Origin of the sequence: Butyrivibrio sp. ob235, assembly GCF_900109475.1 — a bacterium.
GTDB lineage: Bacteria > Bacillota > Clostridia > Lachnospirales > Lachnospiraceae > Butyrivibrio.
In genome coordinates this window covers 1-26520 of the sequence record NZ_FOBE01000023.1, presented here as the reverse complement: position 1 = coordinate 26520, position 26520 = coordinate 1, and the positions used below count along the sequence as shown (strand labels likewise).

The 26520-nt window shown below is 37.6% G+C and carries 27 protein-coding genes; 23 read left to right on the top strand and 4 right to left on the bottom strand.

Features of this window, described 5'->3' with window-relative positions:
- Nucleotides 1–10 precede the first annotated feature (10 nt).
- The 3 genes from BMW61_RS14710 to BMW61_RS14700 all read left to right on the top strand — a co-directional run bounded on the left by BMW61_RS14710 (nt 11) and on the right by BMW61_RS14700 (nt 2546).
- Nucleotides 11–628 carry a hypothetical protein gene (locus BMW61_RS14710; protein WP_139176347.1) on the top strand — a complete coding sequence of 206 codons (618 nt, stop codon included), beginning with the start codon at nt 11–13 and terminating at the stop codon, nt 626–628.
- The gene (locus BMW61_RS14705; protein WP_091823413.1) at nt 603–1553 is read left to right on the top strand and encodes a ParM/StbA family protein; all 951 of its coding nucleotides are present in this window, start codon (nt 603–605) and stop codon (nt 1551–1553) included. The genes BMW61_RS14710 and BMW61_RS14705 overlap by 26 nt, the downstream gene beginning before the upstream one ends.
- 105 nt (nt 1554–1658) lie before the next feature.
- Entirely contained in the window at nt 1659–2546 is an 888-nt protein-coding gene (locus tag BMW61_RS14700) for a replication initiation protein (protein WP_091823410.1), read from the top strand.
- Between the two features lie 923 nt (nt 2547–3469).
- On the opposite strand, the gene BMW61_RS14695 is transcribed toward BMW61_RS14700, so the two are convergent.
- The 3 genes from BMW61_RS14695 to BMW61_RS14685 all read right to left on the bottom strand — a co-directional run bounded on the left by BMW61_RS14695 (nt 3470) and on the right by BMW61_RS14685 (nt 5649).
- Entirely contained in the window at nt 3470–4000 is a 531-nt protein-coding gene (locus BMW61_RS14695) for a hypothetical protein (RefSeq protein ID WP_091823407.1), read from the bottom strand.
- The gene (locus tag BMW61_RS14690; protein WP_091823404.1) at nt 4000–4761 is read right to left on the bottom strand and encodes a ParA family protein; all 762 of its coding nucleotides are present in this window, start codon (nt 4759–4761) and stop codon (nt 4000–4002) included. Before BMW61_RS14690 ends, BMW61_RS14695 begins: the two co-directional genes overlap by 1 nt.
- A 684-nt stretch (nt 4762–5445) precedes the next feature.
- Nucleotides 5446–5649, bottom strand: coding sequence for a helix-turn-helix domain-containing protein (locus BMW61_RS14685; protein ID WP_242876756.1), 204 nt, complete (start codon nt 5647–5649; stop codon nt 5446–5448).
- A gap of 147 nt (nt 5650–5796) precedes the next feature.
- Here BMW61_RS14685 and BMW61_RS14680 point away from each other — a divergent pair, with 147 nt between their 5' ends.
- The 20 genes from BMW61_RS14680 to BMW61_RS14585 all read left to right on the top strand — a co-directional run bounded on the left by BMW61_RS14680 (nt 5797) and on the right by BMW61_RS14585 (nt 25921).
- Nucleotides 5797–6153 (top strand): hypothetical protein, encoded by a 357-nt coding sequence (locus BMW61_RS14680; RefSeq protein ID WP_091823402.1) that lies wholly within the window; start codon nt 5797–5799, stop codon nt 6151–6153.
- A 146-nt stretch (nt 6154–6299) separates the two neighbouring features.
- Nucleotides 6300–6713, top strand: coding sequence for a hypothetical protein (locus BMW61_RS14675; RefSeq protein ID WP_091823399.1), 414 nt, complete (start codon nt 6300–6302; stop codon nt 6711–6713).
- Nucleotides 6685–7776 carry a TM2 domain-containing protein gene (locus BMW61_RS14670; RefSeq protein WP_175475234.1) on the top strand — a complete coding sequence of 364 codons (1092 nt, stop codon included), beginning with the start codon at nt 6685–6687 and terminating at the stop codon, nt 7774–7776. The genes BMW61_RS14675 and BMW61_RS14670 overlap by 29 nt, the downstream gene beginning before the upstream one ends.
- Before the next feature lie 2 nt (nt 7777–7778).
- A complete protein-coding gene (locus BMW61_RS14665) occupies nt 7779–8600 on the top strand; it encodes a hypothetical protein (protein ID WP_091823393.1) in 822 nt (273 codons plus the stop codon).
- A gap of 4 nt (nt 8601–8604) precedes the next feature.
- A complete protein-coding gene (locus BMW61_RS14660) occupies nt 8605–9135 on the top strand; it encodes a hypothetical protein (protein ID WP_091823389.1) in 531 nt (176 codons plus the stop codon).
- Nucleotides 9128–10960 (top strand): VirD4-like conjugal transfer protein, CD1115 family, encoded by a 1833-nt coding sequence (locus BMW61_RS14655; RefSeq protein ID WP_091823386.1) that lies wholly within the window; start codon nt 9128–9130, stop codon nt 10958–10960. The genes BMW61_RS14660 and BMW61_RS14655 overlap by 8 nt, the downstream gene beginning before the upstream one ends.
- Before the next feature lie 399 nt (nt 10961–11359).
- Complete coding sequence (locus tag BMW61_RS14650) at nt 11360–12802, top strand: AAA family ATPase (RefSeq protein WP_091823383.1); 1443 nt, start codon at nt 11360–11362, stop codon at nt 12800–12802.
- A 307-nt stretch (nt 12803–13109) separates the two neighbouring features.
- Nucleotides 13110–16118: a leucine-rich repeat domain-containing protein gene (locus BMW61_RS14645; RefSeq protein ID WP_175475233.1), complete on the top strand. Its 3009-nt coding sequence runs from the start codon at nt 13110–13112 to the stop codon at nt 16116–16118.
- Between the two features lie 98 nt (nt 16119–16216).
- Nucleotides 16217–16582, top strand: coding sequence for a hypothetical protein (locus tag BMW61_RS14640; protein ID WP_091823376.1), 366 nt, complete (start codon nt 16217–16219; stop codon nt 16580–16582).
- Nucleotides 16583–16656: 74 nt separating this feature from the next.
- On the top strand, nt 16657–17784 hold the full coding sequence (locus tag BMW61_RS14635; protein ID WP_091823373.1) for a hypothetical protein: 1128 nt from the start codon (nt 16657–16659) through the stop codon (nt 17782–17784).
- Nucleotides 17785–17883: 99 nt separating this feature from the next.
- On the top strand, nt 17884–18309 hold the full coding sequence (locus BMW61_RS14630; protein WP_091823369.1) for a PrgI family protein: 426 nt from the start codon (nt 17884–17886) through the stop codon (nt 18307–18309).
- An 80-nt stretch (nt 18310–18389) separates the two neighbouring features.
- On the top strand, nt 18390–18902 hold the full coding sequence (locus tag BMW61_RS14625) for a hypothetical protein (protein ID WP_091823366.1): 513 nt from the start codon (nt 18390–18392) through the stop codon (nt 18900–18902).
- Nucleotides 18903–18923: 21 nt separating this feature from the next.
- Nucleotides 18924–19541 carry a hypothetical protein gene (locus BMW61_RS14620; RefSeq protein ID WP_091823363.1) on the top strand — a complete coding sequence of 206 codons (618 nt, stop codon included), beginning with the start codon at nt 18924–18926 and terminating at the stop codon, nt 19539–19541.
- On the top strand, nt 19541–20059 hold the full coding sequence (locus BMW61_RS14615) for a hypothetical protein (protein WP_091823360.1): 519 nt from the start codon (nt 19541–19543) through the stop codon (nt 20057–20059). Before BMW61_RS14620 ends, BMW61_RS14615 begins: the two co-directional genes overlap by 1 nt.
- A complete protein-coding gene (locus BMW61_RS14610) occupies nt 20056–22611 on the top strand; it encodes a VirB4-like conjugal transfer ATPase, CD1110 family (protein ID WP_091823356.1) in 2556 nt (851 codons plus the stop codon). The genes BMW61_RS14615 and BMW61_RS14610 overlap by 4 nt, the downstream gene beginning before the upstream one ends.
- 211 nt (nt 22612–22822) lie before the next feature.
- Nucleotides 22823–23449, top strand: a complete 627-nt coding sequence (locus BMW61_RS14605; protein WP_091823353.1) for a class I SAM-dependent methyltransferase — start codon at nt 22823–22825, stop codon at nt 23447–23449.
- A gap of 14 nt (nt 23450–23463) precedes the next feature.
- A complete protein-coding gene (locus BMW61_RS14600; protein WP_091823350.1) occupies nt 23464–24015 on the top strand; it encodes a BUD32 family EKC/KEOPS complex subunit in 552 nt (183 codons plus the stop codon).
- Nucleotides 24008–24256, top strand: coding sequence for a DUF3781 domain-containing protein (locus tag BMW61_RS14595; protein ID WP_091823347.1), 249 nt, complete (start codon nt 24008–24010; stop codon nt 24254–24256). The genes BMW61_RS14600 and BMW61_RS14595 overlap by 8 nt, the downstream gene beginning before the upstream one ends.
- Nucleotides 24257–24303: 47 nt before the next feature.
- Nucleotides 24304–24672: a fluoride efflux transporter CrcB gene (gene crcB, locus BMW61_RS14590; protein WP_026497041.1), complete on the top strand. Its 369-nt coding sequence runs from the start codon at nt 24304–24306 to the stop codon at nt 24670–24672.
- 46 nt (nt 24673–24718) lie between these two features.
- Entirely contained in the window at nt 24719–25921 is a 1203-nt protein-coding gene (locus tag BMW61_RS14585) for an MFS transporter (RefSeq protein WP_091823344.1), read from the top strand.
- 61 nt (nt 25922–25982) lie between these two features.
- On the opposite strand, the gene BMW61_RS14580 is transcribed toward BMW61_RS14585, so the two are convergent.
- A partial coding sequence (locus BMW61_RS14580; RefSeq protein ID WP_175475232.1) for a DMT family transporter occupies nt 25983–26520 on the bottom strand: 538 nt, incomplete at its 5' end.

Below are 26520 nucleotides of genomic sequence, written 5' to 3'. Positions count from 1 at the left end.
GGAATTAGATATGTCTGAACAACATAGGCGCGTATCACTAACATTCAATATGGATGTTCCTTCTCAGAAAACAGCATATGAATTCCTGAAACGACTGGGACACAAAAAGTCCTATGTCACTTCAGAGCTTTTTGCATTCTGGACCCGGATGTATGGCTCTGGTTGGGATGTAAGGAATGCCGACAGATTTATTGACACAATAAAGGAAGCCTGCATGACATCTGACCCTTGTCTTGGGCTTCCTAGTCCTTACTCAATTCCTAAAAATGAACCTTTAGACCAATCAGTAAAGAAAACATCACCGGTTTTAACAGAAGTGATCCTTCCAGAAATAAAGGAAGAACCGGCAGCTACATATGCTTTAGATGATTTGGACATAACAAAGAAGATGATGATCGATTTTGCAAGGGATTATATCCTATCCCTCTGCCCTGACAGTAAAAAGAAATCACTGCACTCCTATTGGACAGAGCTTGAGATGGAAGGTGACTATGACACCCTTTACGAAGAAGTCATCACTTTATATGAAGGTGATTACGAGAACAAAGATACCATCAATTTTGAACAGTTTATTAAAGAAAAGATATTAACCGGAGGAAACTATGACTATACAGACTCTGGCCGTTGATAGCGGAAAATATGCTACCAAGGCCTGCATCGAAAGAAATCAGGGTAATATATCTACCATGAAGTTTCTTACAAGAATGGATGAAGGAAAGGAAAACTTGGGAGATCTTGACTCCTACTCTGTCCTTTTTGAAGGAAAAAAATACCTTGTAGGAAGGCAGGCAACATCCTGGGATCCAAACAGATCCAAGAAATCCGATATCCACAGGGTATCAACTTATACTGCAATCGGGAACTTAGTAGCAAATGGGGATCATGTAAACATAGGAATAGGATGCCCTCTTTCAATATATATGAACCCAAAATCAAGAAAAGCTTACAAGGAATTCATCGTTCCGCACGGAAAGCAGGTAAGCATCACAATTAACAGAAAACCTACCAGCTTTACCATAAAAAGATCATTTGTGTTCCCGGAATCATCAGGGGCAGTTTATCTTAACTCTGAGGAATATGGAAATGACACCATAGGTGTTATCGATATAGGTGGACTTAACGCCAACTGCTGCATCTATGAGAACATGATCCCAAAGGCTGATGTAAATTCCATGTTTACGCTTGATGAAGGCGGACATATCCTTACAAACAGGATTAAGGCAGAGCTTGAATCAGGCTGCGATATACAGCTAAACGATATCCTTATGAACAAGATCCTAAGAGACGGCTTTATTCACAGTAATCCAGAAAAGAGCTCATCTATCATTTCAAAGTGTAAAGAAGAACATGTCCTTAGGATTTTAAATGAATGTAAGAAAAACGGATGGCCAATTGAAAACATGAAGATTGTTTTTATAGGTGGTACATCTTCTCTTCTTTCAAAAGAAATCGAGAAGATTTTTCCCTGGACAGACCTGTCTATAAGTGACTCCTACGGGGATTACGTAAATGCACAAGGTTTTCTAAAAGAGACTCAAAACCGCATAGTTTAAGCATTTTAAAATGAACAAGCCAAAAAATATTTTTTGAAAATGAACGTTTATACCAATGTACACGACTCTAATCTGTTATAATACATAAAGAAAAGGGGAGCAGGTATGTTTTACGAAGACGATACGGGGCAGTTAACTTATTCACAAATCTCGATGGACGTGCGCAATCAGGTCGTCCAATCCAATACCATGATAAGGGGAAGGCAGGACCTTTCTCTGACAGAAGCAAAGCTTATCAGGATCATTATGATGCAGATCATAGGAAATGACCTTGAATTTAAGCCTTATTCGTTGTCCCCGGGAGAACTTGCAAAGCTTGTCGGCAACTCCGATTCTGTCAATATGTATCATAACGCAAAAGCTATCTGCGACGGTATCATGAAAAAGCAGCTTGAAATCGTATCTGATGATGGAAGCTGGATCAAATACCAGTGGGTTTCACAGTGCGAATACAATGCAAGGACTAAGAAGATCCTTATCATGCTAAATGATAAGCTGGCTCCATTCCTCCTTGGTCTTGTACAGAAGGGATATTATACCCAGTATTCACTCGATAATACCCTGCAGATGAACTCAATATATGCTCTTCGCGTATTTGAGCTTATCCAGGAAAGCCTTAAGACTAAGCTCCTTCCTGTAGATGGTACAAGAATCACGCTTAATAAGCAAACAATCATTGATGCATGTATGCTTTATAAGACAGACCGCAGGGGCGAACTTGTTCTTGATGAGAATAAAAAGCCTATGGAAAAGTATTCTAGCGTATCAATGCTAAGACAGAGAATCATTAAGATCGCCTGTGATGAGATATCTGATAAGACGGAGTATTATATTCCATATGAATCTGATGATCCGGAGAAATGCGTAAAACCTGTAAAACAAGGCAGAGAGGTCGTTGGATTTGATTTCTACATAAATACGCATGTTCATGAGGATGTCTTAAAACAGAAAAAAGCTACACGTACAATAGGTGTAGTTCCAATAAATAGCTAATATCAGGGAGTGGCGCGGCTACTCTCTTTTTTTATAATGAACTTTTATACCATTGAAGGCGTATATGCAGGTATTATCCGGGCGTAAAATGAACGAATTTACCAATGTGAGGATTTATCGAAATGTTAGATTCTCCCAAAAATGAACATTTATACCAATAATTAGTAATTAATTGTACTCTCCGGGTCCAAAATGAACGTTTGTACCAATGAAATTTTAAAGAAAGCGCCATTTTAGGGGGTTTTAAAGTGAACGTTTATACCAAAATATATTTAAAATGAACGTTTATACCAATTAATTGACCGTGACCGTACCGGTCAATAGACAAATAATTGTAATCTCATTTTTTTGTATCACAAAATATTGTGTTTTTTTATATTGGTATAAACGTTCATTAAAACACATTGGTACAGAAGTTCATCTTTATTGATTTTTCCACAGTATCCACAAAAATCATTGGTAGAAACGTTCATTTTAAGGGCTTTTATTGGTAAATACGTTCATAATAGGTGCCTCTATATTGGTACAGACGTGCGCTAAATCGCTATTTTACTGGTAAATACGTTCATTTTGCTTGGTAGAAACGTGCGCCAGCATTGGTCTAAACGTGCATTTTGCTTTGGTTCAAACGTTCACTTTAATTGGTATAGATGTTCATCTTTTTGGTATAAACGTTCATATTAATCCTCGCAGCCCGCACTATTGCTGCTTCTTTTTCTCCTTAAGTATTAAAGTATTAATATTATTATTTTTAAGTATATATAAATAAATCAATTATCCTCCTACATACATTTCTTTCTGGACCAGAAAATCCATTTTAATATATGACCATATCAGTCAATAAAAAATCATCACTCCTAAATATGAAATACCATCTTTTTATGAAAATAAAAAAAGGATACCAAACGGTATCCTGATTTATCTTAATTTGCTTTATGATTTTTTCTGTCCTGTTCGATCAGATAGTTAATATATCCTGTCAGACCACCATATACTCCGCCGATGGCTTTTCCGTAGATATAATTCTCTTCTTTTAGCTTTATTGAAGCCATTTTGTAAACGCCAGGTCTCTTTGGTCTTCCAACGGCTGATTTATCGGTTACATTTATAAGTGTCTGAGGAACAACAATGCTTTCTTCAACTACTGGGATCTTATCCTCTTCCGCTTTATCGGTTTCTGCAGGTACTTCTGCTACTACAGGCTCATTCATGATGGGAGCAGCTTCTTCTACAGGAGCTTTCTTCTCTTCCTTTACAGGCTCCTTTTTAGCTTCTTTAGGAGCTGCCTTGGAAGTGCTCTTTGCTTTAGCAGGCTTTGATTCTTTCTTCTCATTCGTCTGGGTATAGGTTTCAAGCATTTCATCAACGATAGTAGTTTCCTGGGGAGCATTTTTTCTTACATTTGCTCTTTTTGCATTAAGCTGATTTAACTTTTCTCTCTTTGATAACGGCATTATTTTAACCTCCTAACCAGTTTTTTTGCTGCATCCTTGAAATCTTCCGCTGTGTTGTTCTTTGGACTGTACTCCTGCATGGACTGTCTAAATGACTTACTCTCACTTGCTATGATACTTTTTCTTATTGTTACGATTAGCGGCTTATCAGATATCTCTGAAGACATATCTTCAAGTGCTTCCTTTGCATTTGAATGCATTACAGTGTTTTCATACTTGTTAAGGATAAGCATTTCGATCTTTGCATGTGATACCGGGTGATCACCGTCTCTGTACTTTGACAGATCGTTATGTACTTCCCAGATACCATCAAGGGATCCATCATCTGCTTCTGTGGGGATTACAAGTCCGTCAGCAGCTACATATGTCATTGTAAGAAGTGTTGATCTTGAAGGACCGTTATCTATGAGGATGAAATCATATTCGTCCTTTACCGGCTTTATTACATCTTCTAAGAGGAAAAGATCCTGATAGTCTGTAAATGCTCTGTCTGCCTTTGAAAGCTCCTTTGAGCTTGATATTACATCGAAGTTTCCACAAGTCTGGATCGCATCGAATGTTGAGCATTCTGCCTGAAGAACATCGAATATTGTAGGTGTTTCAAGATCTGCATCGATATATTTTGTAAGGTTGCCCTGCTGATCGAGATCTATAACAAGAACCTTCTTTTTCTGATTAACAAAAGCAGCGGCAAGCTCTATTGTTGTTGTTGTCTTACCAACGCCGCCCTTCTGATTTATTACGCCTAAAGTCTTTCCCATACTGTCCTCCCAATTACGTATATAAAAAATATAAATATTTAAAATATATCTATTTGTATTTGCTTTTCTCACGCCGGGGTGAAAATACTTTTATAATAAAAAATAGATATATTTAAAATAGAAATATTTAATACATATAAAATAGCGGTATATAAAATATCTCTATTTAAAATATTATAAATATGGCTATTAAAAATATCAATATTTATAATGTAAAAAATATATCTATATAAAATATAAATATCTAAAATATTAAATATATAACTATTTAAAATATGTATATATAAAATAGATAAAATATAGATATTTAAAATAGATGTATTTAAAACATTAAAAATGGATATATTTAAAATGCCCTCAGGAATATTATAAATATATCTATTAAAAATATCAATATTTATAATAGAAAAAATATATCTATATAAAATAGAAATATCTAAAATATAATAAATAGAGCTATTTTAAATATGTATATATTAAATGGATTAAATATATCTATTTGAAATAGATATATTTAAAATAGATATATTTCAAATTGAGATTTTTAATTTTAGAAATGATGTAATAAAAAAATGAAAAATGGGATAATTAAATATATTTAAAATATGAATATTTAAAATATATTTAATAGCAAAAGACCAATAAAATAGGAATATGCATATTCAGGAAGGACAAGCATACTCCTTAATCTTTAATGTATTTAACTATATCTGAAACTTCACAATCCAAAATCCGGCAAAACATAGCAATAGTATTTGTGGTTACATTTTCGTTCTTTTTAAACCGTTCAAATACGGAAGGACTGATATTATATTCTTTTTTCAATCGATACTGGGAAAAACCTTTTTTCTTCATAGTTTCCCAGAGCGGATCAAACACCATGCCCATAAAAACACCTCTGAGAAAAATGATAAATAGATTTGTCACAATGCGATAGTAACTATATATAGTGCCTATATAAAAAAAGTAGTATCATAGAATTAAATTTTGTGATAAATATAAAATGTAATTTTTTAAGAATGAGGACTAAAATTCATGGCTACAAAGTATTGTAATGCCTTTGATATTGACGAGACTATCTGTAAAAAGCCTCTTTATGAACATGATGCCAAAGCAGAAAACTTTGCAGTTGAAATATCAAGGATATCTATAGAACTTAATAAGATCAGCGGCGGAAGTTTTGAATACAATGAGGACTGCGTTGTTATTGATATAACATCAGATGCGGATGCAGGAGAAATTGGTGATAAGCTTTCCGAGGAAATAACAGATTTTCCTTTTATTATTTTTGAAGATGAAGGAGAAAGGTTCCTGGCTGTATGCCCTTATGATCAGGGCGGTATATCAATCGATGAAGTAATTGACAAGATATACGAAATTGTTGATGAATAAAATCTATTTAAAATATATCTATTTAAAATATAAAAAATGTTAGTGCATTTCCTTTTGAAGGAGGTGCACTTTTTTTATGGCGTTTTTTAAAAAAATAGGATTTAGGGGTATTTCAAATATAGAAAAAGAGAAAAGGCGGTAACCAAATGCGATCTAACAGAATAAAAGCAGTTCTCATAATGCTAATAGTAATTGTTATCCTGACAAATTACGAGAAGGCAGGGGGAAGCAAAATATTCTCAGTAAACAGAATGAACAAGGATGTTGAATATAAGCTGATAAGGCTCTCCTATGATGAGAACATCGATGAGGAATATATAAAGGCAGTAAATGAGACAATTAAGGAAATGCCGGCGCAGCTGATAGAGGATATTTCGGAAGACGGAATAGAAATAAGGATTAAAGAAAAGAAGGAAGAGGAGATAGAGCCAGATACATCACAGAAGATGATAAGGCTATATGAGGAGAACGGAACAGAGGATATCGGAGCACAGATAAACAAAGGATATATAGAGCTGTCTAGGGATGCATATGAAAATAAACAGTCTAATACAAAATAAAAATATTTCCATGAAGGTAAACCTTCTTGATGAGATTGATAAAGATATCCTGATTGATGAATGGGGAAAGGATAACTTATACAGCACGGATTTTTATATAAGCAAGAATATTTATATTGAGCTAATCCTATATTCAAACGAAGGTGTGCTGGTTGTAGGAAAAGCAGATAAAGTAAAGGATCCTGTTTCAGAAATAAAGAAAAATTTTGGATTTAATCGAAGCCAGGCAATAATAGTTGTTAGTGAGAGTGGTGCAGTATATAGCGAAGGATTAATAGAGAAATCTGATATTGAGGATGCATTTTCATTTTGCTTAGATGCGATTGATTTTCTTAAGGCAGAAACAAGCATTGTAGATGTAAAGAAAAGCAGTGAAGAAAAAGAATACAGTTATGAAGGAATAACCTATGTGCTAGAAGATGACCAGTGCGAAGAACTTAGCTTTAAGGATATTCCAAGATACAGGGTAGATGATGATCTGCTTACAAGGATATATGCGCTGACTAAAGCTTTTGAAGAAAGAGGCATTCCAGCAGGGGATAAGAACACTTATACAGACACGGATGGTAATACATATGTCAGAAAGTACAGGAGAGAAAAGATATTTGGAATAGATACGGGCCTTACAGGAGAAAAAGAATGGTACAGACAGTCAAATATGGATCCTGATACGTATGCAATTAAGACAGCTCTTTTTGGAGTCCTTGGAATACATAAATTTATAGTGGGACATATCCTTGAAGGAATTATCTACCTTTTAACCTTTGGGGGAGCAGGCATCCTTCCGGTGATTGATGTAATAAGTCTAATTTCCGGGGAATATTTATATAAAAAGAATACCTATACGGAGAACGGAGATAAGATAACAGACATTGTTTACCTAAAGAAGATCACGAAGGCAAAGGTATCGGTGCTATGCCTTCTGTGCTCAATTTTTATGGGGATTATTTCATCGACAGTTATTTATCCGGCTGTACTTAAGGGAGTATCTGCAGGAAGCGCAGCTGTGATTGAGCAGATTAAGGAAAAAGAAAATATCGAAAATAGAGTGTATGGAGAGTAGAGATGGCGGAGACAAAAGATATAGGACTAAGGGAGATGGATCTTTACAATAGGACAGCAACTGAGACCATGAAAGCACTGGTTGAAGTCTTAAAAACCATTACCCAGGGTAAAGACAAAAGATTTAACGATAAGAAAATAGATTCTGGTATGAAGCTTATTTTATCGCATGCGAAAAAAGGCGGTCAGATAAAAGGATCGCTCATGAAGGACTACGAAGCAGATACATTTGAAAAGCAGCTTAGGGAAATGAGAGTACCTTATGCCAAAATGCAGATAAAGGGAACGGGTGAAAAGTCTGAGTTTGTATATCTTACAAGGGGGAGATCAGAAAACAATGATCCGGATATACCGGATGATTCATATAAAGTCTTAAAGGCGTATAGAAAAGTAACTGACAGAAACAAACAAAAAGAAGCCCTGTATGATGACCTTCAGGAAAACACAGTTCTAATAAGTGTTGAAAGGGCTTATTCAGGAAAGATAAAGAAAAGTCTTAAAGAGTTGGAAATCCCTTATCAAAGCTATGAAGCAGAAAACGGAAATAGCGTAATAGGCGTTGATAGAGAATATGAGTCTCTTGTAAAAGAACTTCTTGAAAAGAACATGGAAAGAAAGAGGGAGTCGGAAGCACATAATAAAGATATTAGAAACCCTGAAACACCTGAGAATAAAAAAGATCGTAAGAAGACCAGAAAAGAAAAGGAAGCTCAGGATATCAAAGAGGATAAAATCCAAAAACAAAAGTCTGAGAGAGATAAAACGCAGGCCAAAGAGGAAAAGAAGAAAAAGGAGAAGGAAAAAGGAATAACAAGGGAGAGGTAAAAACATGGCTACGGATCCATTAAAGGACGAAAGAGCGAAAAAAGAACTAAAAAGGAAGATTCTATGGGTCATGCTCGTTTCTCTTTATTTAGGGGCGTTTATTGGCGCTGAGAGGCTAGACTATGAATCCATGGGAAAGGATCTCTTAAGTAACATAGCAGATGTGATGCAGGATGCTTATACAAACAGAAGCATATGTATTCCGATTATAAAAATAAGCATTGAAATTCCGGGAGCACTATGCATATTTCCAACAGACATGGGGATGGTATTTGTAGCAGGGCTTATTGGAGCAATCTACTCGTTAAATGAATATACAAAATATATGTCAAAGAAAAAGACAAGAACCGGGGAGGAGTATGGTTCGAGTTCATTTAACACCAATTATGAGGGACTTACAAAGAATTTCATTATGTCACCAAAGATTTTGCGACAGGGATTTGATGAGGGAAAAATCGAGATCGGGCTGTCTGATTACATAAAGTTTGTAATACGATACAGAATACTAAGGAAAACAGGAACAAAGAATGCTTAAGAAGAGGAATTATGCGGAGTATCTGAGTAAGGAAGAGCTTATGGCTTTTTCTGAATACAGATACAGGACGCAGAATAACGGATATGGAAAAAAGACATGTAAGATAAAGAATTTTAATACAAGCGAAAAAGCCTATGCAAGGATGAACACGCAGCTTTATTCCCAAAGGGTTGCGCTTTCACTAGATACGAGATTTACACAGCTAAACCTTAACTCCATAGTGCTTGGAGGTTCAGGAACCGGTAAATCAAGGTATTATGTAAAACCAAACCTTTTGCAGTCAAATTCGTCGTTTGTTGTAACAGATCCTTCAGGGGAACTTCTAAGGAGCTGCGGGAAGATGCTTGAGGATGAGGGATACGTGATTAAATACCTTAATATCGAGGATATGAGCAATTCCATGAGATATAATCCGTTTAATTATATCCATGAGGATGCAGATATCCCTCTTATGGTGGATGCTCTTATATCAAACATTGAAGGACCAGTGAAGTCCAAGGGAGGAGATTCGAAATTCTGGGATGAAACATCAAGAACTCTTGTAATAGCAATCTGCGGTTATCTTTTTGAGACTCAGCCCATGGAAAAAAGAAATTTCACAAATGTGGTAAAGCTCATGGAGATCATGAACGTTGTTGATGAAGACACCGTTGAGATGGATGAGCTTGATAAGCTATTTGCAGATCTTGAGGAAGCAGATCCTGATTCCTATGCGGTATCAAACTACAAAGTTATTAAGTCTGCCGGAAGGGGTACAACAGCCCAGAACATCATCATATCTACCCTTGCTATTTTTTCAAGGTTCTTCAAGCTTGGTAAGATCTCGAATCTTACATATAAGGATGAGCTGAACCTAGAAGAGATAGGGCAGAAAAAATGTGCTCTTTTTATCATTACGCCCCAGGGAAGTACAACCTATAATTTCTTAGCAGCAGAGCTCTATACCCAGCTATTCGACATCCTTTATAAGCAGGGCCATGCAAATGCAAAGAAGGAAGGCACTACAAACGTAGAAATAAAGCAGAATGTCAGGATGCTCATAGATGAAGCTGGTAATGTGGGAACCATACCGCATCTTGAAAATATTATATCGACCTGCAGAAAATACAATATAGCAATCTCTCTTATTTATCAGAACAAGGCCCAGATAGAGAGCCTGTTTGAAAAGAAATGGGAAATACTTGTCGGAAACTGCGAGACAATGCTATTTCTTGGAGGGATTGACCCTTCTACAGTTAAGCTGATATCTGAACGGCTTGGTAAAGAAACAATAACCACCAGATATGTATCAAATACTAAGGGAAGGGCATCTTCAAATACTGTTACTACACAGGCTCTTGGAAGAAACCTTATGACTACAACAGAGATTGAGCAGATGAAGAATGAAAACTGTATCGTATTCATAAGATCTATGAAGCCTTTTATGGATAAAAAATATCCACTGGAGAAGCATCCCAATTATAAAAAGTCCGGGGATTATAGTGACAAAAACCTTTATATTCCAAGGAGGATGATCCGCCTAAAAAGAGGGGTTCTTAAGAGTCTTGAGGTATACCGGTGTGATGAGGAAGAATATGTTCATCCCAAATATATGGATAAATATCAGGATGAATGGGATGCGGATAGCGATGATTTTGCTGGTTCAGAATCCGTAGAGAATAAAGAAAATAGTGAGGATATAGAAGACGTGCTTAATGAAAAAAGGATAAATATGCCACCGGAAGAGCTCCTAAAAGTCCTTAATATGGACATGGAAAAATCAAATGAAGCTGTGAAGGTGCTTAAAGGTTATAATCCATATTCGGAATTCGATATGGAAATATAGAATGGAGACATACATGTTATGACCCTGTAGTGGTATTTCCGCTACAGAGGTTCTTTTTAAATTACGGAAAGTCTGGAGGGGTAGGTTATTTATCGGCTATTTCTCATGATTCTCCATTAATAGAAAATCCTAAATTTTATGTGTTTAACATACTTGTTAAATAATCAATGTCATCGTTGGTGATAAGAATTTTTGTATCAATCTTGATAAGCCCTCTAAAGGCAGATCTTTTCATAGAAACTGAAAAGGGTGCTGAAGGCTGATTGCGCAAGTTGATGTAAAACATTTTTGCTCCCTAACTTAATTTTTTTAATAGTTAGGGAGCAAAAATAACTTGAATGTCCGACTTGAAATTTGTATAATTTTTTCGTGAAATACAGGTTTTGAGGAGACAAACAAATGCGTAGTAAGAATCTTATTGGAAGAACTGAAGAGATCGCACTGCTTGAAGAATACTACAATTCTAATAAATCAGAGCTTGTTGCTGTTTATGGAAGACGCCGTGTTGGAAAAACATATTTGATATGTGAGACTTTGGAAGAACGTTTTGACTTTGAATATACAGGAAAACATAAGGTTGCTGCCAAAGTTCAAATAGCAGAATTTCAAAAGGAACTTAACAGACATACCAAGGATAAGTCTGGTGAGGCAAAGGATTGGTTCGAGGCTTTTGACAATTTGAAGGAGTATCTGCTTGGACTGAAAAAGGATAAAGTAGTTGTTTTCCTTGATGAGCTTCCTTGGATGGATACTGCTAAAAGCAATTTTCTGGCAGCGCTTTCGGCATTTTGGAATGGTTGGAGGAGCAAGAAAACACTTCTAAAGCTGTATGTTTGTGGCTCGGCAACTACTTGGATGGTTGATAAATTTATTGGGGATAAAGGTGGATTGTATGGTCGTGTCAGTAGACCTATTTATCTTGCTCCATTCACATTGTTAGAAACGGAGCAGTATCTGAATGATATCAAGAAAATGAAATATGGCAGAAAGCTTGTCCTTGATACATACATGATATTTGGAGGCATTCCATTTTATCTTGATATGCTTAATAACAAGAAGCCGTTATCGGAAAATGTTGACACTTTGTTCTTTTCAAACAATGCTCCATTAAAGCCGGAGTTTGATTTTCTCTTTCGGTCGCTCTTTAAGGATAGTTTGAATTATAGACGTGTTATAGAGTACTTATCAACAAAGATGATTGGACTTACCAGAGAAGATATATCAGATAATTGCAAGTTGACTGGTGGAGAGCTTACGAAGATACTCAATAACCTTGTTGCATGTGATTTTATCAGATGTTATATGTCTCCTGGAAAGAAGCAAAGAGCTAAGGTTTATCAGCTTACGGATATGTTTTCTCTTTTTTATCTGAGATTTGTTGGGAGAAGCTCAGGCACTGACGAGCATTATTGGACAAACTTGGGAAAAACAGGAAAAAAGAATGCATGGTCTGGGTATGCTTTTGAGCAGGTATGCTTAAATCATATTCCACAGATAAAGGCGAAGCTTGGAATAACGGGCATTCTTAGCAATTCCTATGCATGGAGTAGAAAGGCATTCACAGATTCTGATGGAACAGAATGGGATGGTGGTCAGATAGATCTGATTATAGATAGAAATGATGATGTTATGAATACCTGTGAAATGAAATATTCGTCGGATGAGTACATCATCACGCCTAAGTATGCTAAGGATGTTAAAGACAGAATGGCAATGTTCAGAGCATCTGAGAAAATCAAGAAGGATCTAAGGTGCACTTTTGTTACAACCTATGGTATTAAGCGGAATCCTAATAGCGATATTGTGGCTTATGAGGTTGTTCTAGATGACTTGTTTAAATGAAAATGCTCCGTAACCTCAAAAAAATATGAGTTAGGGAGCAAAAATGATGCTGTTAAAGGATCGGAAAAAATAAATCCGATCTTTTTTCATGCCTATATTTTGAGCGGGGTTTAAGCACTTCTACAAGAAAAAGTGCAAGAAACTATTGACAAGTAACAACAGGAATTACAATTTTGAAATTATGTGGAGCTTTTCTAAATGACATTTCTGGTAAATGCCAGAACATTATTTTAAAATTTTTTTAAAATCTCAAATTGTGGTGGTATTTCATATTTGGAAAAAGACCGTTACAAGGAGAGATTTTTTTATGTTTAGAAAAAAGCTATCTAGAATATTATCAATGATGCTTCCAGCAATCATGCTGTTTACGACTAATTATCCGTATGTGCATGCAGCTGAGGAAATCACGGAAATAACAGATACTGTAGATGATACAGGAGTAGAAGAAATTTCTGGAGAAGAGGATTCTGCAGAGACAATAGAGCTTAGAGTTAGAGATGCTAATAGCGGTTCAGAAGCTGATACTACAATGCTGGATGAATCAAAAACGGCTAATACTGCAGAAGATAACGATGCAGAGAATCTTTTTGATGAGCTTGCTGAAGACAATGATGATTCTGATAATGAGAGCTTAGAAGATAATAGCGAGGAACCGGCTGAAGAAGCTTTGGAAGCTGATTCTGTAGAGGAGGATGCATCAGGAACAGAAAAGGAACAGGTAATTGAGCCTGATGATACTGTTACCGAAGATGGCACTGAAGAAGATATTTCTAAGGATGTTCCTCAAGAGGATGAAGCTGAAGTCTCTATTGATGATGCTGAAACAGAAGAAGCAGAAAAAAAGGAGCAGTCCGAGGAAAGTGTTGATGAGTCTGTAGAAAGAGAACTTACAGAGGAGACTGAAAACCATAGAATCACTGTAGTTGGAACATTCCCTGAAAATGCACAGCTGGCTGTAAAAGAGATCACCTATCTCGAAGAGATAGAAGAAAATGTATCTAATCTAAATGATATGGACGCTAGCTTCACAATCTATGATGCCTATGACATTGAGATTTTAGTGGATGGCATTACCTGGCAGCCAGTAGAACATGAAAGCACAGTTGATATTGAGATAACTGGCATTGAAATCCCTGATGAAGCAGAAGAGATAAAGGTCCAGAGAGTAGAAGATGATAACGAGTCTGTTACTGATTTAAGCTACGAGATCACAGAAGATACTCTTACATTCACTACGGAGCATTTCACGGTATTTACTATTGGCGGAACATCTTATGACAGCGATGCTGCCACGATGACTTATGACCTTTCTGCTGCAGGAGATGGATCCATAATGGCATATTACTACGAAGACGATGCAAAGCTCGTAATTAGTGGTAGTGGAGATATGAAGGATTTTAATGACTCATATAGCGGACCCAAATCGCCGATAGCTACAAATCTGAAAAACGAAACATATGATGTTGTTTTATCAGATGATATAACAAAGATTGGTGCATATTTATTTAAGGACTGCGAGAAAGCTACAATTACCAGTCTTCCTCAGAATCTTAGAGAAATAGGTAAGTATGCTTTTTATAATTGTGACGCGTTATCAATAACAGAGCTTCCGGAAAACCTTGAGGTTATAGGTGATTATGCGTTTTTCGTTTGCAGTGGAACAGCTATATCCAAATTACCAGACAATATAACACAGATTGGGAAAGCAGCATTCTCATATTCGACGATGGAAATAACGCAGTTGCCTGCCGGAATGACAGTAATAGAAAGTAAGACCTTTGAAAACTGTGAGAACATTAAAGAGATAGAGATTCATGACGGAATCGAATCTATTGGTAAGGAAGCTTTTTCATCATGTTCAGCGCTTGAGAAAATAACTTTTGGGGGATCAGTAAAAAGTATAGGAGAAAGAGCATTTGACTACATCAGTAACCGCATAGAGATAAATGGCGGAGATGGAATAACTGAAATTGGTAATAGGGCATTTTATACAACATCCTGGGGTGAAAAACCAGTTATCCTTAATTCACAGTCAGAGGCATTACTTAATTATGATTGGGCATCTGATAACCGAAAACTCGCTGAGGTTGCTGTTAATGACAGTGGATATGATCTTACAGGAATAACCCCGATTGATATCTCAAAGTCACAGGATAAATCCGTGCTTGCATATTATCTTGAGGATTCTGCAGAGGGAGATAAGCTTATTGTTATTGGTAAAGGAGATACCAATAGTTACCTTTACAGTGAGAAATCACCTATTACAGAAAACTATGGTAATAAATCATTCGAGCTTATTATGAGCGATGGAATTACAAGCTTTGGAGAAAGACTATTCAAAGACTGTGCAAAAATGACCTGCAAAAAACTCCCTGAAAGTCTCACTACAGTCGGTGATTATGCATTCTCAGGGTGTGCATCTATAGATCCTGAATTTGGAAGTGACCTAACGGTTATCAAATATCACGCATTTGAATACTGTACCGGACTTACAACAAAGAGCCTTCCGGATTCAATAACAACTATAAAATATAATGCCTTTTATGACTGCTACAATATGCAGCTTGAGCATCTCCCAGATAGCTTGAAAGAGATAGAGATGTATACATTCTTTAATTGTAAGAATCTCCGTTTAAAGGATCTGCCCAGTAACCTAACGGAAGTTGGTTTTGGAGCCTTTACAGATTGTGAAAATATTGAGATTACTGAAATCCCGGAGGGAGTAACTGCGATATACACCCAGGCTTTTAGCGGATGTAAAAAGATAACAAGCATTCATTTCCCTGACAGTCTGAAGATTGTAAGAAGTACAGCTTTTCAGAATTGTAATGATCTTACGACCATAACAGGTGGAGATAATATCACTGACTTGGATGATAATGCATTTTTCGCAACCATAGCATATTCGGCTATACCAATTAAGACATATGTAGAGAGCAGTAATGAAGTCTTTAAGACATATGATTGGAGAAATAGTCAAAGAATGCTGCCTATAGTTGGATCATTTAAGGTAGTGGTACCGGCCATGGTATCACTAGACTATAAAGACTCATATTTGGAAGGAACAATCCCGATAAGGGTTGATACAACTAACTTTGTAGAAGGAGATGTTGTGTTTGTTACTACGGGATATGACATGGAGCTAAATGGCGCAGGTGACACAATTAGTGTGATTGTTAATAAGGATAAAGAGAGATGGTACAGCGGAGATGATTCCACAGGAGAAATAAATCTTATAGCTTACCCGGATAGCTTTGACAACCTGGATACATATGAAGGAGAACTGGTTCTGAATATCTTATCAGGACATCAATAAAACTTGGAAAAAATACCACCAGATTTTAGAAATACTGAAATCTGGTGGTATTTCATATGTGAAGGAGAGAAAAAGATAAAACGGAGGAGTATATAACAATGACACTAATTAAAAAGTTAAAAGAAAAAAAGGATGTAGCTTTAGCTACAGCGTATGTTGGATGCACATATGCAATGACAAGTACATGTTACGCAGCCGGAACAGATCTTGATATAAAGACGGTAATCACCAATGCCCTTAATCTTGTGTTTGGCGTTTTGGTATTCGGTGGAGTAATCGGAGCAATTACAGGAATCAGAGGTATTGCCAAAGGAGTCCAGGACGATGGATCAGGACCGGATTCACAAGCAGTTTCAAAAGGAAAGGGACAGCTTATTGCTGGAATTATCATGATGGCACCTGTACCGGTATTTAAGGTTCTTACAGGACAGACACCATCAACATTTGTAGGATCATTTTTCTAAAAACAAATACTCTCCTTAAAAATACATTAGTCATGGGCAGCGAAGAGCTGCCCATTATTTAGAAGGAGGCTTTCATGCCTATTAAGAAATCAGAAGAAAATCTGTTTATGGATGCAATAAAGAATACCGGGGCAGCCATCAGGTATAACAGAAAATTATATATGGTGCTTTTCGCTATCACAGTGATCTTGTTTACAGGGATATCGGTATTTGCAAAGGCTCCAAAAACAAAACCATCTGACTGGAAAGAAAGTCCCGGGCATATCAACAATGTCACCTTTTCTATGATAAATGACATATTCAGAGGAGATGATACAGGGGAAGTAGCTAAGCAGGTACAGGTAACGTATGACAATACCGCAAGTAACATAAAGATTGGCGGTCAGAATATCCAGAATCTTGGAGTAGTGATCAAATCAGTAAACGATATGTGTAAGGGACTTGCGCTGCTGTTCCTCATAATAACATTTCTTCTTGGGCTTTTATCCATAAGGGCTAGGGAACAGATGGATGAAGAACTGCTTAGGCGGTTTATCATGTTCATTTTCGGTATGGTGTGCATTTTTTATGCTATGACCTGGTGTTTTACTATTGCAAATATTGGATCGCAAATGGCGGGGAAGATCGCAAATGTTGGAACCGGCATTCAGAATGCAACGAATGCAGATATAGTGGACAAGATACAGTCCAAGATATGGGATGACACACATATAGCAAATTACGATCATGGAGGCGACGGTTTTACAGGAGGATTCGACTGGTTTGAAACCCAGATGGAAAACATTGGAATGAGCATGTCCTACATGGCTGAGCTTATTTTTCCATGGCTGTTATTAAAGATTGCAAGGCTCGTGGTTTCAATAGTTATCTGGGGAAGAGCCTTAGAAGTGATGATACTTGCAGCATTTTCGCCGCTTGGATTTGCTGAAACACCGGATGTAAATAATCCAGTATCCGGTGCAGGACTACATTTTATTAAAAACATGGTGGCGCTTTCCATATCGGGGGCAATCATAGTATTTTCCATGCTTGCTACAAATCAGATAATACTGAATCTGTTTTCAAATATCGTGGTAGGACAAAGCAGCACAATGAAACAGATCACGGATTCAATTTTCGGCATGGTAGTTGTTTCGTTTGCAAGGGTGGCGCTGGTAACCAGATCGCAGCAGATAGCAAGAAGCATTGTCTGCAGTATCTAAAAGAAGCTGGTTACCGTTAGCGACCGTATTTTGGTCGGTTACGGTATCCGCATCCGACCGTATTAAGTAGATATAAATTGTGTTTATAGAGGTGGAAGTATGCTTAGTAATCCGATAGAGAGTGAAATTGAAGTAGAACATAAGGTATTCAGGGATTTCAACATGAGGCAGCTTGTGTGTCTTCTGATAGGAGGAACTATAGCGCTTTGCATGTACATCTTCTTCAGAGATGTGATGCTCATGGTGATCTTTTCACTACCCTTTGCTACGATCCTTGGCTACATGTCACGAAAGGATGATTATGGAAGACCAGCGGAGGAAATCCTGAAAAAAAGACTTGAAAGATCAGTTTATAAAAATGACAAAAGGACAATAAGGACAAAGAACAGGTATGTAGCCCTTCTTAACAGAGGCTATGCGGATTTGAGAAAAGGGTCAAAACAGGGATTTTCACTAAAAAGGATCCGGGACCAGAGGGCAGTAAACAAGAGAAAAAATCTTAGTGACAAAAAATCCATAAAATAATTTTCAAAATTTTTAAAAAACAGAAATACGTTGGTATTTCATATATGGAAGATTGAAACGGACAAAAAGGAGCAGAACAAATGAAGAATGTAATGTCAAAAAAGAGGATTTTTGTAGCGGTTGTTATAGCAATACTTGCGAATGTAATACTGTTTGCATGCGAACATGCAGCAAAGAAAAGTCTGGAAAAGCAGACTGAAGCAGCAAGCTATTTAAATCTTGATACGAGAGCGACAACGTCCAAAGACAGGACATCACTTAATGAAGTCTTAAAGGACAGACAGGTTTATTTTTCCGGAATCGAAGATTCAAGCGTAAATGAAAACACAGTAGTTTATCTTGAGAATGCACCGGAAAATGAGGATATCTACATGGTTTATAAGATCATTGATAAGGAGACCGGTGATATTTATGAGGTCACAGATCTTATTCCTGCTGGAGAACATGTAGAGTGGGAACCTTCACTTATCCTTCCAAAGGGTGAGCATACACTTATTTTCAATGAGACACCATATTTTAAATGGGATGAGTCTGAGACAGGATATGTGCAGCTGACACAGGCAAATAATGAAGTAGTATTTACAGTTTTATAAGGAAGAGGAGAACAAAATACAATGAAAAAGAGAGTTTTTACAGGATTAATGGCAATGGTTATGGCACTTTCTATGCCTATCACGACATTTGCTGCAGATCAGGAGTTTACACAGGATGGCGTTGCGGCTATCAAGGTCACATGCCAGGTTGATAGTAATTATACAGTAAAGCTTCCGGCGGCTCTTTCGCTTGAGGATGCCGGAGATAACACCTTTAAGGCAGAAGCATGGGTAGGAGCAAGTGGAAATATACCTGGGAATAAAAGACTGCTTGTTGTTCCGACTGATGGAGAGATGAAGAATGGCATATTAACAGATGAAGCTAAAGCACAAGCTGATGAAATGGTGGAAAGTATTCAGAACGGATATTTGAAAACTTTAGATACTGATGAGTATACTTGCGACATTCAGTTTAGAAATACTGAGAATCCAAATAAGACAGTAAAGGGGAAAATATCTCAGTACGCAGTAAGCTTTAAATCTCCGTACAATTCAAGAGCGTCTGAGCTTGGCGAAATGACTCTCTCTGAACAGGGATCTAATACAAAAGCGATACTTTCTGTACGGGTTAATGAGCCAGCTGCTTACGAAGGAACAGTTTTATATACATTTAAGCTTGTTGATGATAAGGATATCTGATGAAAAAAAGATTATTGGGATTATGTGCAGTTTTTGCAGCTGCACTTATCATCCCTACGAGTGTTAGTGCCAAAGAGTATATGGGAGATGGCTATGCTACAATTCCAGCAAAAGTTGAAGGGGAGAGAATAATAACCACTGACTATAAAGTGGTGCTTGACCCTTATTTAACACTTGAATGGATTGGAAAAAACAATTATGAGGGAAAGTACAATGTAAGTGTTGATGGGAAACTTGCCAAGGGTTATGTGGTAAAGGTAAGACCGGATAAACAGTTCTTAGTGGCTTCCGGGAACAGAAAAATTAATGGTTATGTATCACAAAAAGGCGATTTATGGGCCGATAAAAGCGTATCTCATAAAGAAGCCGGTATTCCATACAGCATTTACAGGGATGCACTTCCTATAGGTAATGGCACATATTCTGGAGCAACAGGAACGGCAAGGATTACTATTCCTGGGGATGGAAATTATGAAGGCAGAATCGTCTTCAATTTTAAAGTGGAAAAAGTGGGATGAAACAGAAAAAAGAAGGGACATCTTTAAAAATATTAAATGGGATCATCAAAAATGATCCTTATGCAGCGAAGGTCAGTTCCTGCAAGATAACAGCGCAGGATTCTGTACCAATCTTTGCTGTTCATGAAAAGGAAAATCTCATAGAGACATATCCGGGATTTTTTACAAGACAATACTATATAACCGAGAACAACTATCAGACAGAGACCATGGAGTTGCAGGATAGCATGCTTAAAAAATGGAGGAGCTTTATAAACTCCATAGGCACAAACTGCGAATTTGCCATTACCATACACAACAAGAATATAAATATGGCGGATTTCAGGGAGAGTGTCCTGAAAAAGGAGATGGGTGACAGCCTGGACTATCTTAGAAGTGAGCTAAATGGCATTACTATTGACAGGATTCAGGAAGGTAAAAATGGTATTGAGAAAAAGAAATATATGACCGTGGGTCTTCACACCAAGGATCTTTCCAAGGCCTTCGCTTCTTTTAACCGTCTCGATAGGGAAATATCACAAGGAATGCGAAAGATACAGTCTGATGCAAGGGTAACACCTATAGGAGAAAGACTTTCCATCCTGTTTGATATGTATAATCCCGGGAAGCAGGGTCAGCTTCTTTCAAAAAGGAGAAGATCCTTTGGGGCAGATGAAAATCGGTCGCTTAGCATTGATTTTGAAAACATACGTGGCATGGGAATAGGAATTAAGGACCTGATAGCACCTTCATCTATGCAGTTTTTTCCTAAATACATGAGACTTGGCAGGAAGTATGTAAGAGTAATGAGAATCTCAGAACTTCCAAACATGCTCTCTGATGAGTTTTTTGTACGGCTTACAGATGTAAGCTTCAACATGGTTACTACCATAAACATAAGACCAATGCAGAACAAGGAAGCAAGTGCCCTTGTGACAAAGAACCTAACTCTTGCACAGAGTGCAAAAAGAGATTCCCTTAAGGCACTTGCAGGTGAGAACTTGTCAGAAGAATTTGTTCCTCTTGGGATCAGGGAACAGGTAGACAGGGCTATGGATCTTAGGTCCGACATGATCAACGAAGATGAAAAACTCTTCAAAACTACCTATACGCTCATGTTTTATGCTGACTCAATGGAAGAACTTTCACAGTATACAGAAGAGATAATATCCAATTGTCAAGGTGATGTAGTAGGCTGCGAGATAATGTATGACTATCAGGAAGAGGGATTTAATACAACAATGCCACTTCTTGATGTCGAGATTCCTTATCACAGAAGAAGGACGTTAAAATCCACTTCTGTTGCAACAATGGCGCTGCCATTTTCGAATCTCGAACTAAATGATAAGGACGGCATAAATTATTCCCAAAATCTGCATACAAGAAGTCTTATCCTTTATAATAGACTTCTTACACAGAACTACAACGGGTTCATTTTGGGAACACCGGGATCCGGAAAGAGTCTTCAGGCAAAGGTTGAGATGCTTAATGTCCTATTGGGTAGTAATTCCGACCTTATAGTAATAGATCCAGAAGCGGAATACCTTGCTCTTTCAAAGCTTGTAGGCGGAGAGACTATTAAAATTGAGCCGGGCGGCAGATGGCATATCAATCCCATGGAAATAAACTCATCTTATCAGTGGACTAATGAGGATGATACAGAGGAGACAAATCCTATATTAGCAAAGGCGGATTTCATTCTGAAGCTGATGGAAGTTATTGTAAAATCACCATTTGGAATGAATTCTGTACAGGAGACCATAATCGATGAATGCGTCCATAAGCTATATGAACCCTTCATCGACAGCAGGGGAAGGCTCATGAAAATTCCACCTGAAGATATGCCTACACTTACTGATCTTCAGATAGCACTTGCAGAAAGACCGGAAATGGAAGCAAAGGAGCTTGCCATTGCCTTAAAGCTGTATACAGGAAAAGGATCACTAAATACCTTTGGATTTAGGTCAAACGTAAATCTTCATGACAGATTCATCGTTTATAACATAAAGGATATCGGAGATAAACTAAAGCCGATAGCGATGCTCATTATCCTTGACAGTATTCTTAACAGGCTCATGGAGAACAGAAGAAAAGGTAAAAACACTTGGTTCTGGGTAGATGAGATTTATCTTTTGTTTGCGGATGAGCGAAGTGCAGCATTTTTAAATATGCTGTATAAAAGAGCAAGAAAGTATGGCGGAGTCCCGACTGGTCTTACTCAGAACGTAGAAGATCTTTTGGAGTCAGATACCGCAAGAAAGATGCTTTCTAACTGTAATTTTGTAATGATGCTTAATCAGGCACCAAATGACAGGGAGAAGCTAGCGGATCTGCTTAATCTTTCAGCCTCGCAGATAGATGTGATAACATCTGCTCCTGCAGGACAGGGGCTTATATTTACAGGATCAAATTGTGTTCCTTTTGCAAGTACATTCCCCAAATACCAAAAGGATGGAGTAACGCCAAATCCTATATATAAGGTGCTTACTTCAAACATGAAGGAAATTACCGAGTTTGAAAAGGCAGATAAGAGGAAGCAGATCCTTGAAAGAAGGCAGGAAAGAGGAGCCTAAGAATTCTTCATTTTTCTCACATATAGAGCGCAGATACCGACATATGGTACCTGCGTTTTTTACATATATATGTGAATAATGGGATAAAATAAGTGTATGAGGAACAAGAATGGTTCTTTGAAGTTATAATAATATCAGGTTTTAGCGAACATGTTTGGGGATTAGGAATGGGTAATAGAATTGTTGAAAGACTGATGGAGAACTATTTCAAATGAATAATCCGTGGGAAGAGATAAGCCTTGAAGACTATGAGAATCATATGAAGCTAGATTCTGTAAGACAACTTCAGGCTATGAACAAGATCATGAAAGAGCAGTTTGAGGCATATCCGGTAAAAACAGCAATGGTATTTGGTGTTGCCGGAGGAAATGGCCTTGAACATGTGAGACAAGAAAAGTATCAGGCAGTTTATGGTATAGATATAAATGAAGGATACCTAAAAGCAGCTTCAGAACGATATGCAAAGTTATCTGAAGTATTACAATTTGTGCGAATAGATTTGCTCACAGAAGTAGATAGATTGCCTAAGACAGAGCTGATAATAGCAAATCTGCTGATTGAATACATTGGATATCAGGCTTTTCAAAGGTCGATATGCCATGTAAAACCTAAGTTTGTATCATGCGTCATCCAGATTAATACAGATGATAGGCAGTGGGTTTCGGATTCACCATACATTCATGCATTTGATGGTCTTGATAGTATCCATCATCAGATGGAAGAAGCTGAATTAGCTATAGCCATGAAGGGAATCGGGTATAAAGAAATCTTGCGTTTGGAAGAGAAATTGCCAAACGGGAAGGCACTTATAAGAATGGATTTCTGTAATGGTTCCTAAGGAGATTGATATCAATGGGGAATACTAAAATACAAAAGCTAAGCGTAAATGGAACAGAATATGAAATCAGGAAGCTCTTGGGAAAGGGCAAAGGTGGTTATTCTTATTTGGCAGAAAAAGATGGCAGGCAATATGTGTTGAAGCAGATTCATCATGAACCATGTTCGTATTATCAGTTTGGAAACAAGATTCAGTCTGAAATAAACGACTATAAGAGATTGTCTGCTATAGGAATCAAGATGCCTATCATGCTGGATGTGGATATTGAAAATGAACGTATCGTTAAAGAGTTTGTTGATGGGGATACTATTTATGACCTTGTTCTTCAGGACAAGATGCAAGCGGACTATTTGGAACAGGTAAAAGCAATGTGTAAATTACTGTATCCGGCAAAGACCAATATCGACTATTTTCCAACAAATTTTGTTGTTAATGATGGCGAGATTTTCTATATCGACTATGAGTGTAATGACTACATGGAAGAATGGAATTTCGAAAACTGGGGTATTAAGTACTGGTCAAAAACACCTGAATTTTTACAGTATGTCGAGGAACAAAATGGATAAGCAGATTCTTTTTGATAACATGGATAGGATACATACAACTGACATGGGAGCGGACCGTATAAAGAAAAATCTTTCGCTCGATGAAGTTGATGTTGTAGATTGGTGTAAATCTAAAATAATGTCGGAAAAGGCAGAGATAAGTAGGCAGGGAAAGAATTGGTACATTTGTGTCGAAGGCTGTATTATTACTGTGAATGCCAGCAGTTACACAATTATAACTGCGCACAAAGAAAAGCGATAGTATTACGATAAAATTCCAGTAGGATATATGACAATAGAGAGGTTGATATGAATTTTCTATTTGTAGCACTTGGTGGTGCCTTGGGTGCAGTAGCGCGATATGCAATAAGTCTGATTCCTGTTAAGACTTATTTTCCGATATTAACTCTGATTACAAATATCCTCGGTGCCATACTAATTGGATTCGTTGTTGGAATTACCAGTAACCGAGAAAGTGTATCTGATAATACCATTCTTTTCTGGAAGACAGGGGTGTGTGGAGGGTTTACCACATTCTCTACATTTTCCCTTGAAGCTTTTAATTTGTTTGAGAAGAAACAATATATGAATGGCGGATTATATGTGGCACTGAGTTGTTGTTGCTGCATATTTGGAATTCTATGCGGGAAGAAACTTGCGACGATAATAAAACTTTGAATTTCAGGATAATGAAATAAGCAAATCGGGATTAGTGGAGTAGAACATGGATAAAAAAAGGGCTTTGTCTGGCGCCATAACATTTATAACCCTGATGGGAATCGTAAGTCTGTTTTCGGACATGACTCATGAAGGCGCCAGAAGCATATTGGGCGAATATCTGAACCTCGCAGGGGCATCCGCTGCAACCATCGGATTTGTGTCCGGTATAGGAGAATTGTGTGGGTATTCACTAAGGCTCATATCCGGATTTATAGCAGATAAAACGAAGAAATACTGGACATTTGTTATCACAGGCTATGTAATACAGGTTCTGGCGATTCCTGCACTGGCAATCGTACCTGAACATGGCTGGGTTTGGGCCTGCGGTCTTGTGATCCTGGAGCGTATCGGAAAAGCGATAAAAAAGCCTGCCAAAAACACATTGGTAAGCTTTGCGGCAAGCGAGATCGGAACCGGAAAAGGCTTTGCCTATCAGGAGTTTCTGGATCAGCTTGGCGCGTTTCTCGGACCGGTACTGCTTTTTGTAACAGCTCTTGTAAAAGGTACAGACGACCTTTTTACAACATATAGGATCTCTTTTGCGATACTGCTTGTTCCTGCAATGATCACCATAGCTCTTGTTTTGACAGCAAAGATAAGATACCCTGATCCGGAGATCTTTGAAAAGCAGGAAGATAAACCGGCAAGCTTTGAATTCAGGAAGTCATTTGTTCTGTTCATGGCGGCCATCTGCTTTTTTGCTTTTGGCTTTGCAGACTTCACCCTGATCACACTTCATTCGGCTAATACCGGAGCATTTAATGAATCCATGCTCAGCCTGCTATATGCTGGGGCAATGGCTGTGGATGCCTTTGCTGCACTATTCTTTGGCTGGCTTTATGATAAGGTCGGGCTGAAGGCTCTGATCATTTCCACACTATGCAGCACATTCTTCTCATGTTTTGTTTTTATGACTGGAAATGCCTGGTTGATCGGAGCTGGGATAATTCTGTGGGGGATTGGAATGGGTGCGCAGGAAAGTATTATGAAAGCAGCTGTCAGCGGAATCGTCCCGCGTTCCATGCGAAGCACCGGTTTCGGAATATTTGAGACAGGATTTGGTATTGCGTGGTTTCTGGGAAGTTGGCTTCTCGGTGCCCTGTATGATTTGAATCCTGTGTATCTTGTCACTGTGTCTGTGGTATCACAGTTTCTGGCGATTGCATTTTATGCTTTATGCCTCCGGTGCAATAAGACAGAGTGCTAACAGTTCCAGTTTGTTGGAATGAACATTATACCGGAATTTAAAGAAAGACTGTGAAGAATGCTTATACAGCATTCTTCGCAGTCTCTTTTGATGTAACGGTATTTTCTTTTGAACCAAAGGTAATGAAGAATAACATCATAAAGATGAGTCCAAAACCTATGGCATCGTAGATGGTGAATCTACTCTTTAAAACAAATGTTGAGATAAGGGCGGCTGTTATTGGTTCAGCAAAACTGTAAAGAATAGCCTTTTGCGGACCGATCTTTGAGACTCCGCTTATGTATAGGGTAAATGCACAAATATTACCGATAACGACAACAAAGAGTATTCCCAATATTCCCATAAGGTTTGGAATGTAGTGTATTTTCCAGGTTCTAAAAGCTATCCCCAAGAGTGCACCGCCAAGTAAAAATGACCATCCCTGAGCCACGATGACAGGAATGATATTTGTAATCTTCGGTGCAAGTACGTTGTATATCATTACGCAGAAAGCACTGCCGATACCGGCAATAAGTGCAGGAAGTGGTAATGAGATGTGCTTTAGATCACCATGTGTTGTTAACAGGAAAACACCGGTTATTGCTAAAAGTATGGATATG

Bases quoted from the DNA above. Each gene is read 5' to 3' on its own strand.
- BMW61_RS14710 (WP_139176347.1), top strand. From the start codon at position 11: ATGTCTGAACAACATAGGCGCGTATCACTAACATTCAATATGGATGTT.
- BMW61_RS14705 (WP_091823413.1), top strand. From the start codon at position 603: ATGACTATACAGACTCTGGCCGTTGATAGCGGAAAATATGCTACCAAG.
- BMW61_RS14700 (WP_091823410.1), top strand. From the start codon at position 1,659: ATGTTTTACGAAGACGATACGGGGCAGTTAACTTATTCACAAATCTCG.
- BMW61_RS14695 (WP_091823407.1), bottom strand. From the start codon at position 4,000: ATGCCGTTATCAAAGAGAGAAAAGTTAAATCAGCTTAATGCAAAAAGA.
- BMW61_RS14690 (WP_091823404.1), bottom strand. From the start codon at position 4,761: ATGGGAAAGACTTTAGGCGTAATAAATCAGAAGGGCGGCGTTGGTAAG.
- BMW61_RS14685 (WP_242876756.1), bottom strand. From the start codon at position 5,649: ATGGGCATGGTGTTTGATCCGCTCTGGGAAACTATGAAGAAAAAAGGT.
- BMW61_RS14680 (WP_091823402.1), top strand. From the start codon at position 5,797: ATGGCTACAAAGTATTGTAATGCCTTTGATATTGACGAGACTATCTGT.
- BMW61_RS14675 (WP_091823399.1), top strand. From the start codon at position 6,300: ATGCGATCTAACAGAATAAAAGCAGTTCTCATAATGCTAATAGTAATT.
- BMW61_RS14670 (WP_175475234.1), top strand. From the start codon at position 6,685: ATGAAAATAAACAGTCTAATACAAAATAAAAATATTTCCATGAAGGTA.
- BMW61_RS14665 (WP_091823393.1), top strand. From the start codon at position 7,779: ATGGCGGAGACAAAAGATATAGGACTAAGGGAGATGGATCTTTACAAT.
- BMW61_RS14660 (WP_091823389.1), top strand. From the start codon at position 8,605: ATGGCTACGGATCCATTAAAGGACGAAAGAGCGAAAAAAGAACTAAAA.
- BMW61_RS14655 (WP_091823386.1), top strand. From the start codon at position 9,128: ATGCTTAAGAAGAGGAATTATGCGGAGTATCTGAGTAAGGAAGAGCTT.
- BMW61_RS14650 (WP_091823383.1), top strand. From the start codon at position 11,360: ATGCGTAGTAAGAATCTTATTGGAAGAACTGAAGAGATCGCACTGCTT.
- BMW61_RS14645 (WP_175475233.1), top strand. From the start codon at position 13,110: ATGTTTAGAAAAAAGCTATCTAGAATATTATCAATGATGCTTCCAGCA.
- BMW61_RS14640 (WP_091823376.1), top strand. From the start codon at position 16,217: ATGACACTAATTAAAAAGTTAAAAGAAAAAAAGGATGTAGCTTTAGCT.
- BMW61_RS14635 (WP_091823373.1), top strand. From the start codon at position 16,657: ATGCCTATTAAGAAATCAGAAGAAAATCTGTTTATGGATGCAATAAAG.
- BMW61_RS14630 (WP_091823369.1), top strand. From the start codon at position 17,884: ATGCTTAGTAATCCGATAGAGAGTGAAATTGAAGTAGAACATAAGGTA.
- BMW61_RS14625 (WP_091823366.1), top strand. From the start codon at position 18,390: ATGAAGAATGTAATGTCAAAAAAGAGGATTTTTGTAGCGGTTGTTATA.
- BMW61_RS14620 (WP_091823363.1), top strand. From the start codon at position 18,924: ATGAAAAAGAGAGTTTTTACAGGATTAATGGCAATGGTTATGGCACTT.
- BMW61_RS14615 (WP_091823360.1), top strand. From the start codon at position 19,541: ATGAAAAAAAGATTATTGGGATTATGTGCAGTTTTTGCAGCTGCACTT.
- BMW61_RS14610 (WP_091823356.1), top strand. From the start codon at position 20,056: ATGAAACAGAAAAAAGAAGGGACATCTTTAAAAATATTAAATGGGATC.
- BMW61_RS14605 (WP_091823353.1), top strand. From the start codon at position 22,823: ATGAATAATCCGTGGGAAGAGATAAGCCTTGAAGACTATGAGAATCAT.
- BMW61_RS14600 (WP_091823350.1), top strand. From the start codon at position 23,464: ATGGGGAATACTAAAATACAAAAGCTAAGCGTAAATGGAACAGAATAT.
- BMW61_RS14595 (WP_091823347.1), top strand. From the start codon at position 24,008: ATGGATAAGCAGATTCTTTTTGATAACATGGATAGGATACATACAACT.
- crcB (WP_026497041.1), top strand. From the start codon at position 24,304: ATGAATTTTCTATTTGTAGCACTTGGTGGTGCCTTGGGTGCAGTAGCG.
- BMW61_RS14585 (WP_091823344.1), top strand. From the start codon at position 24,719: ATGGATAAAAAAAGGGCTTTGTCTGGCGCCATAACATTTATAACCCTG.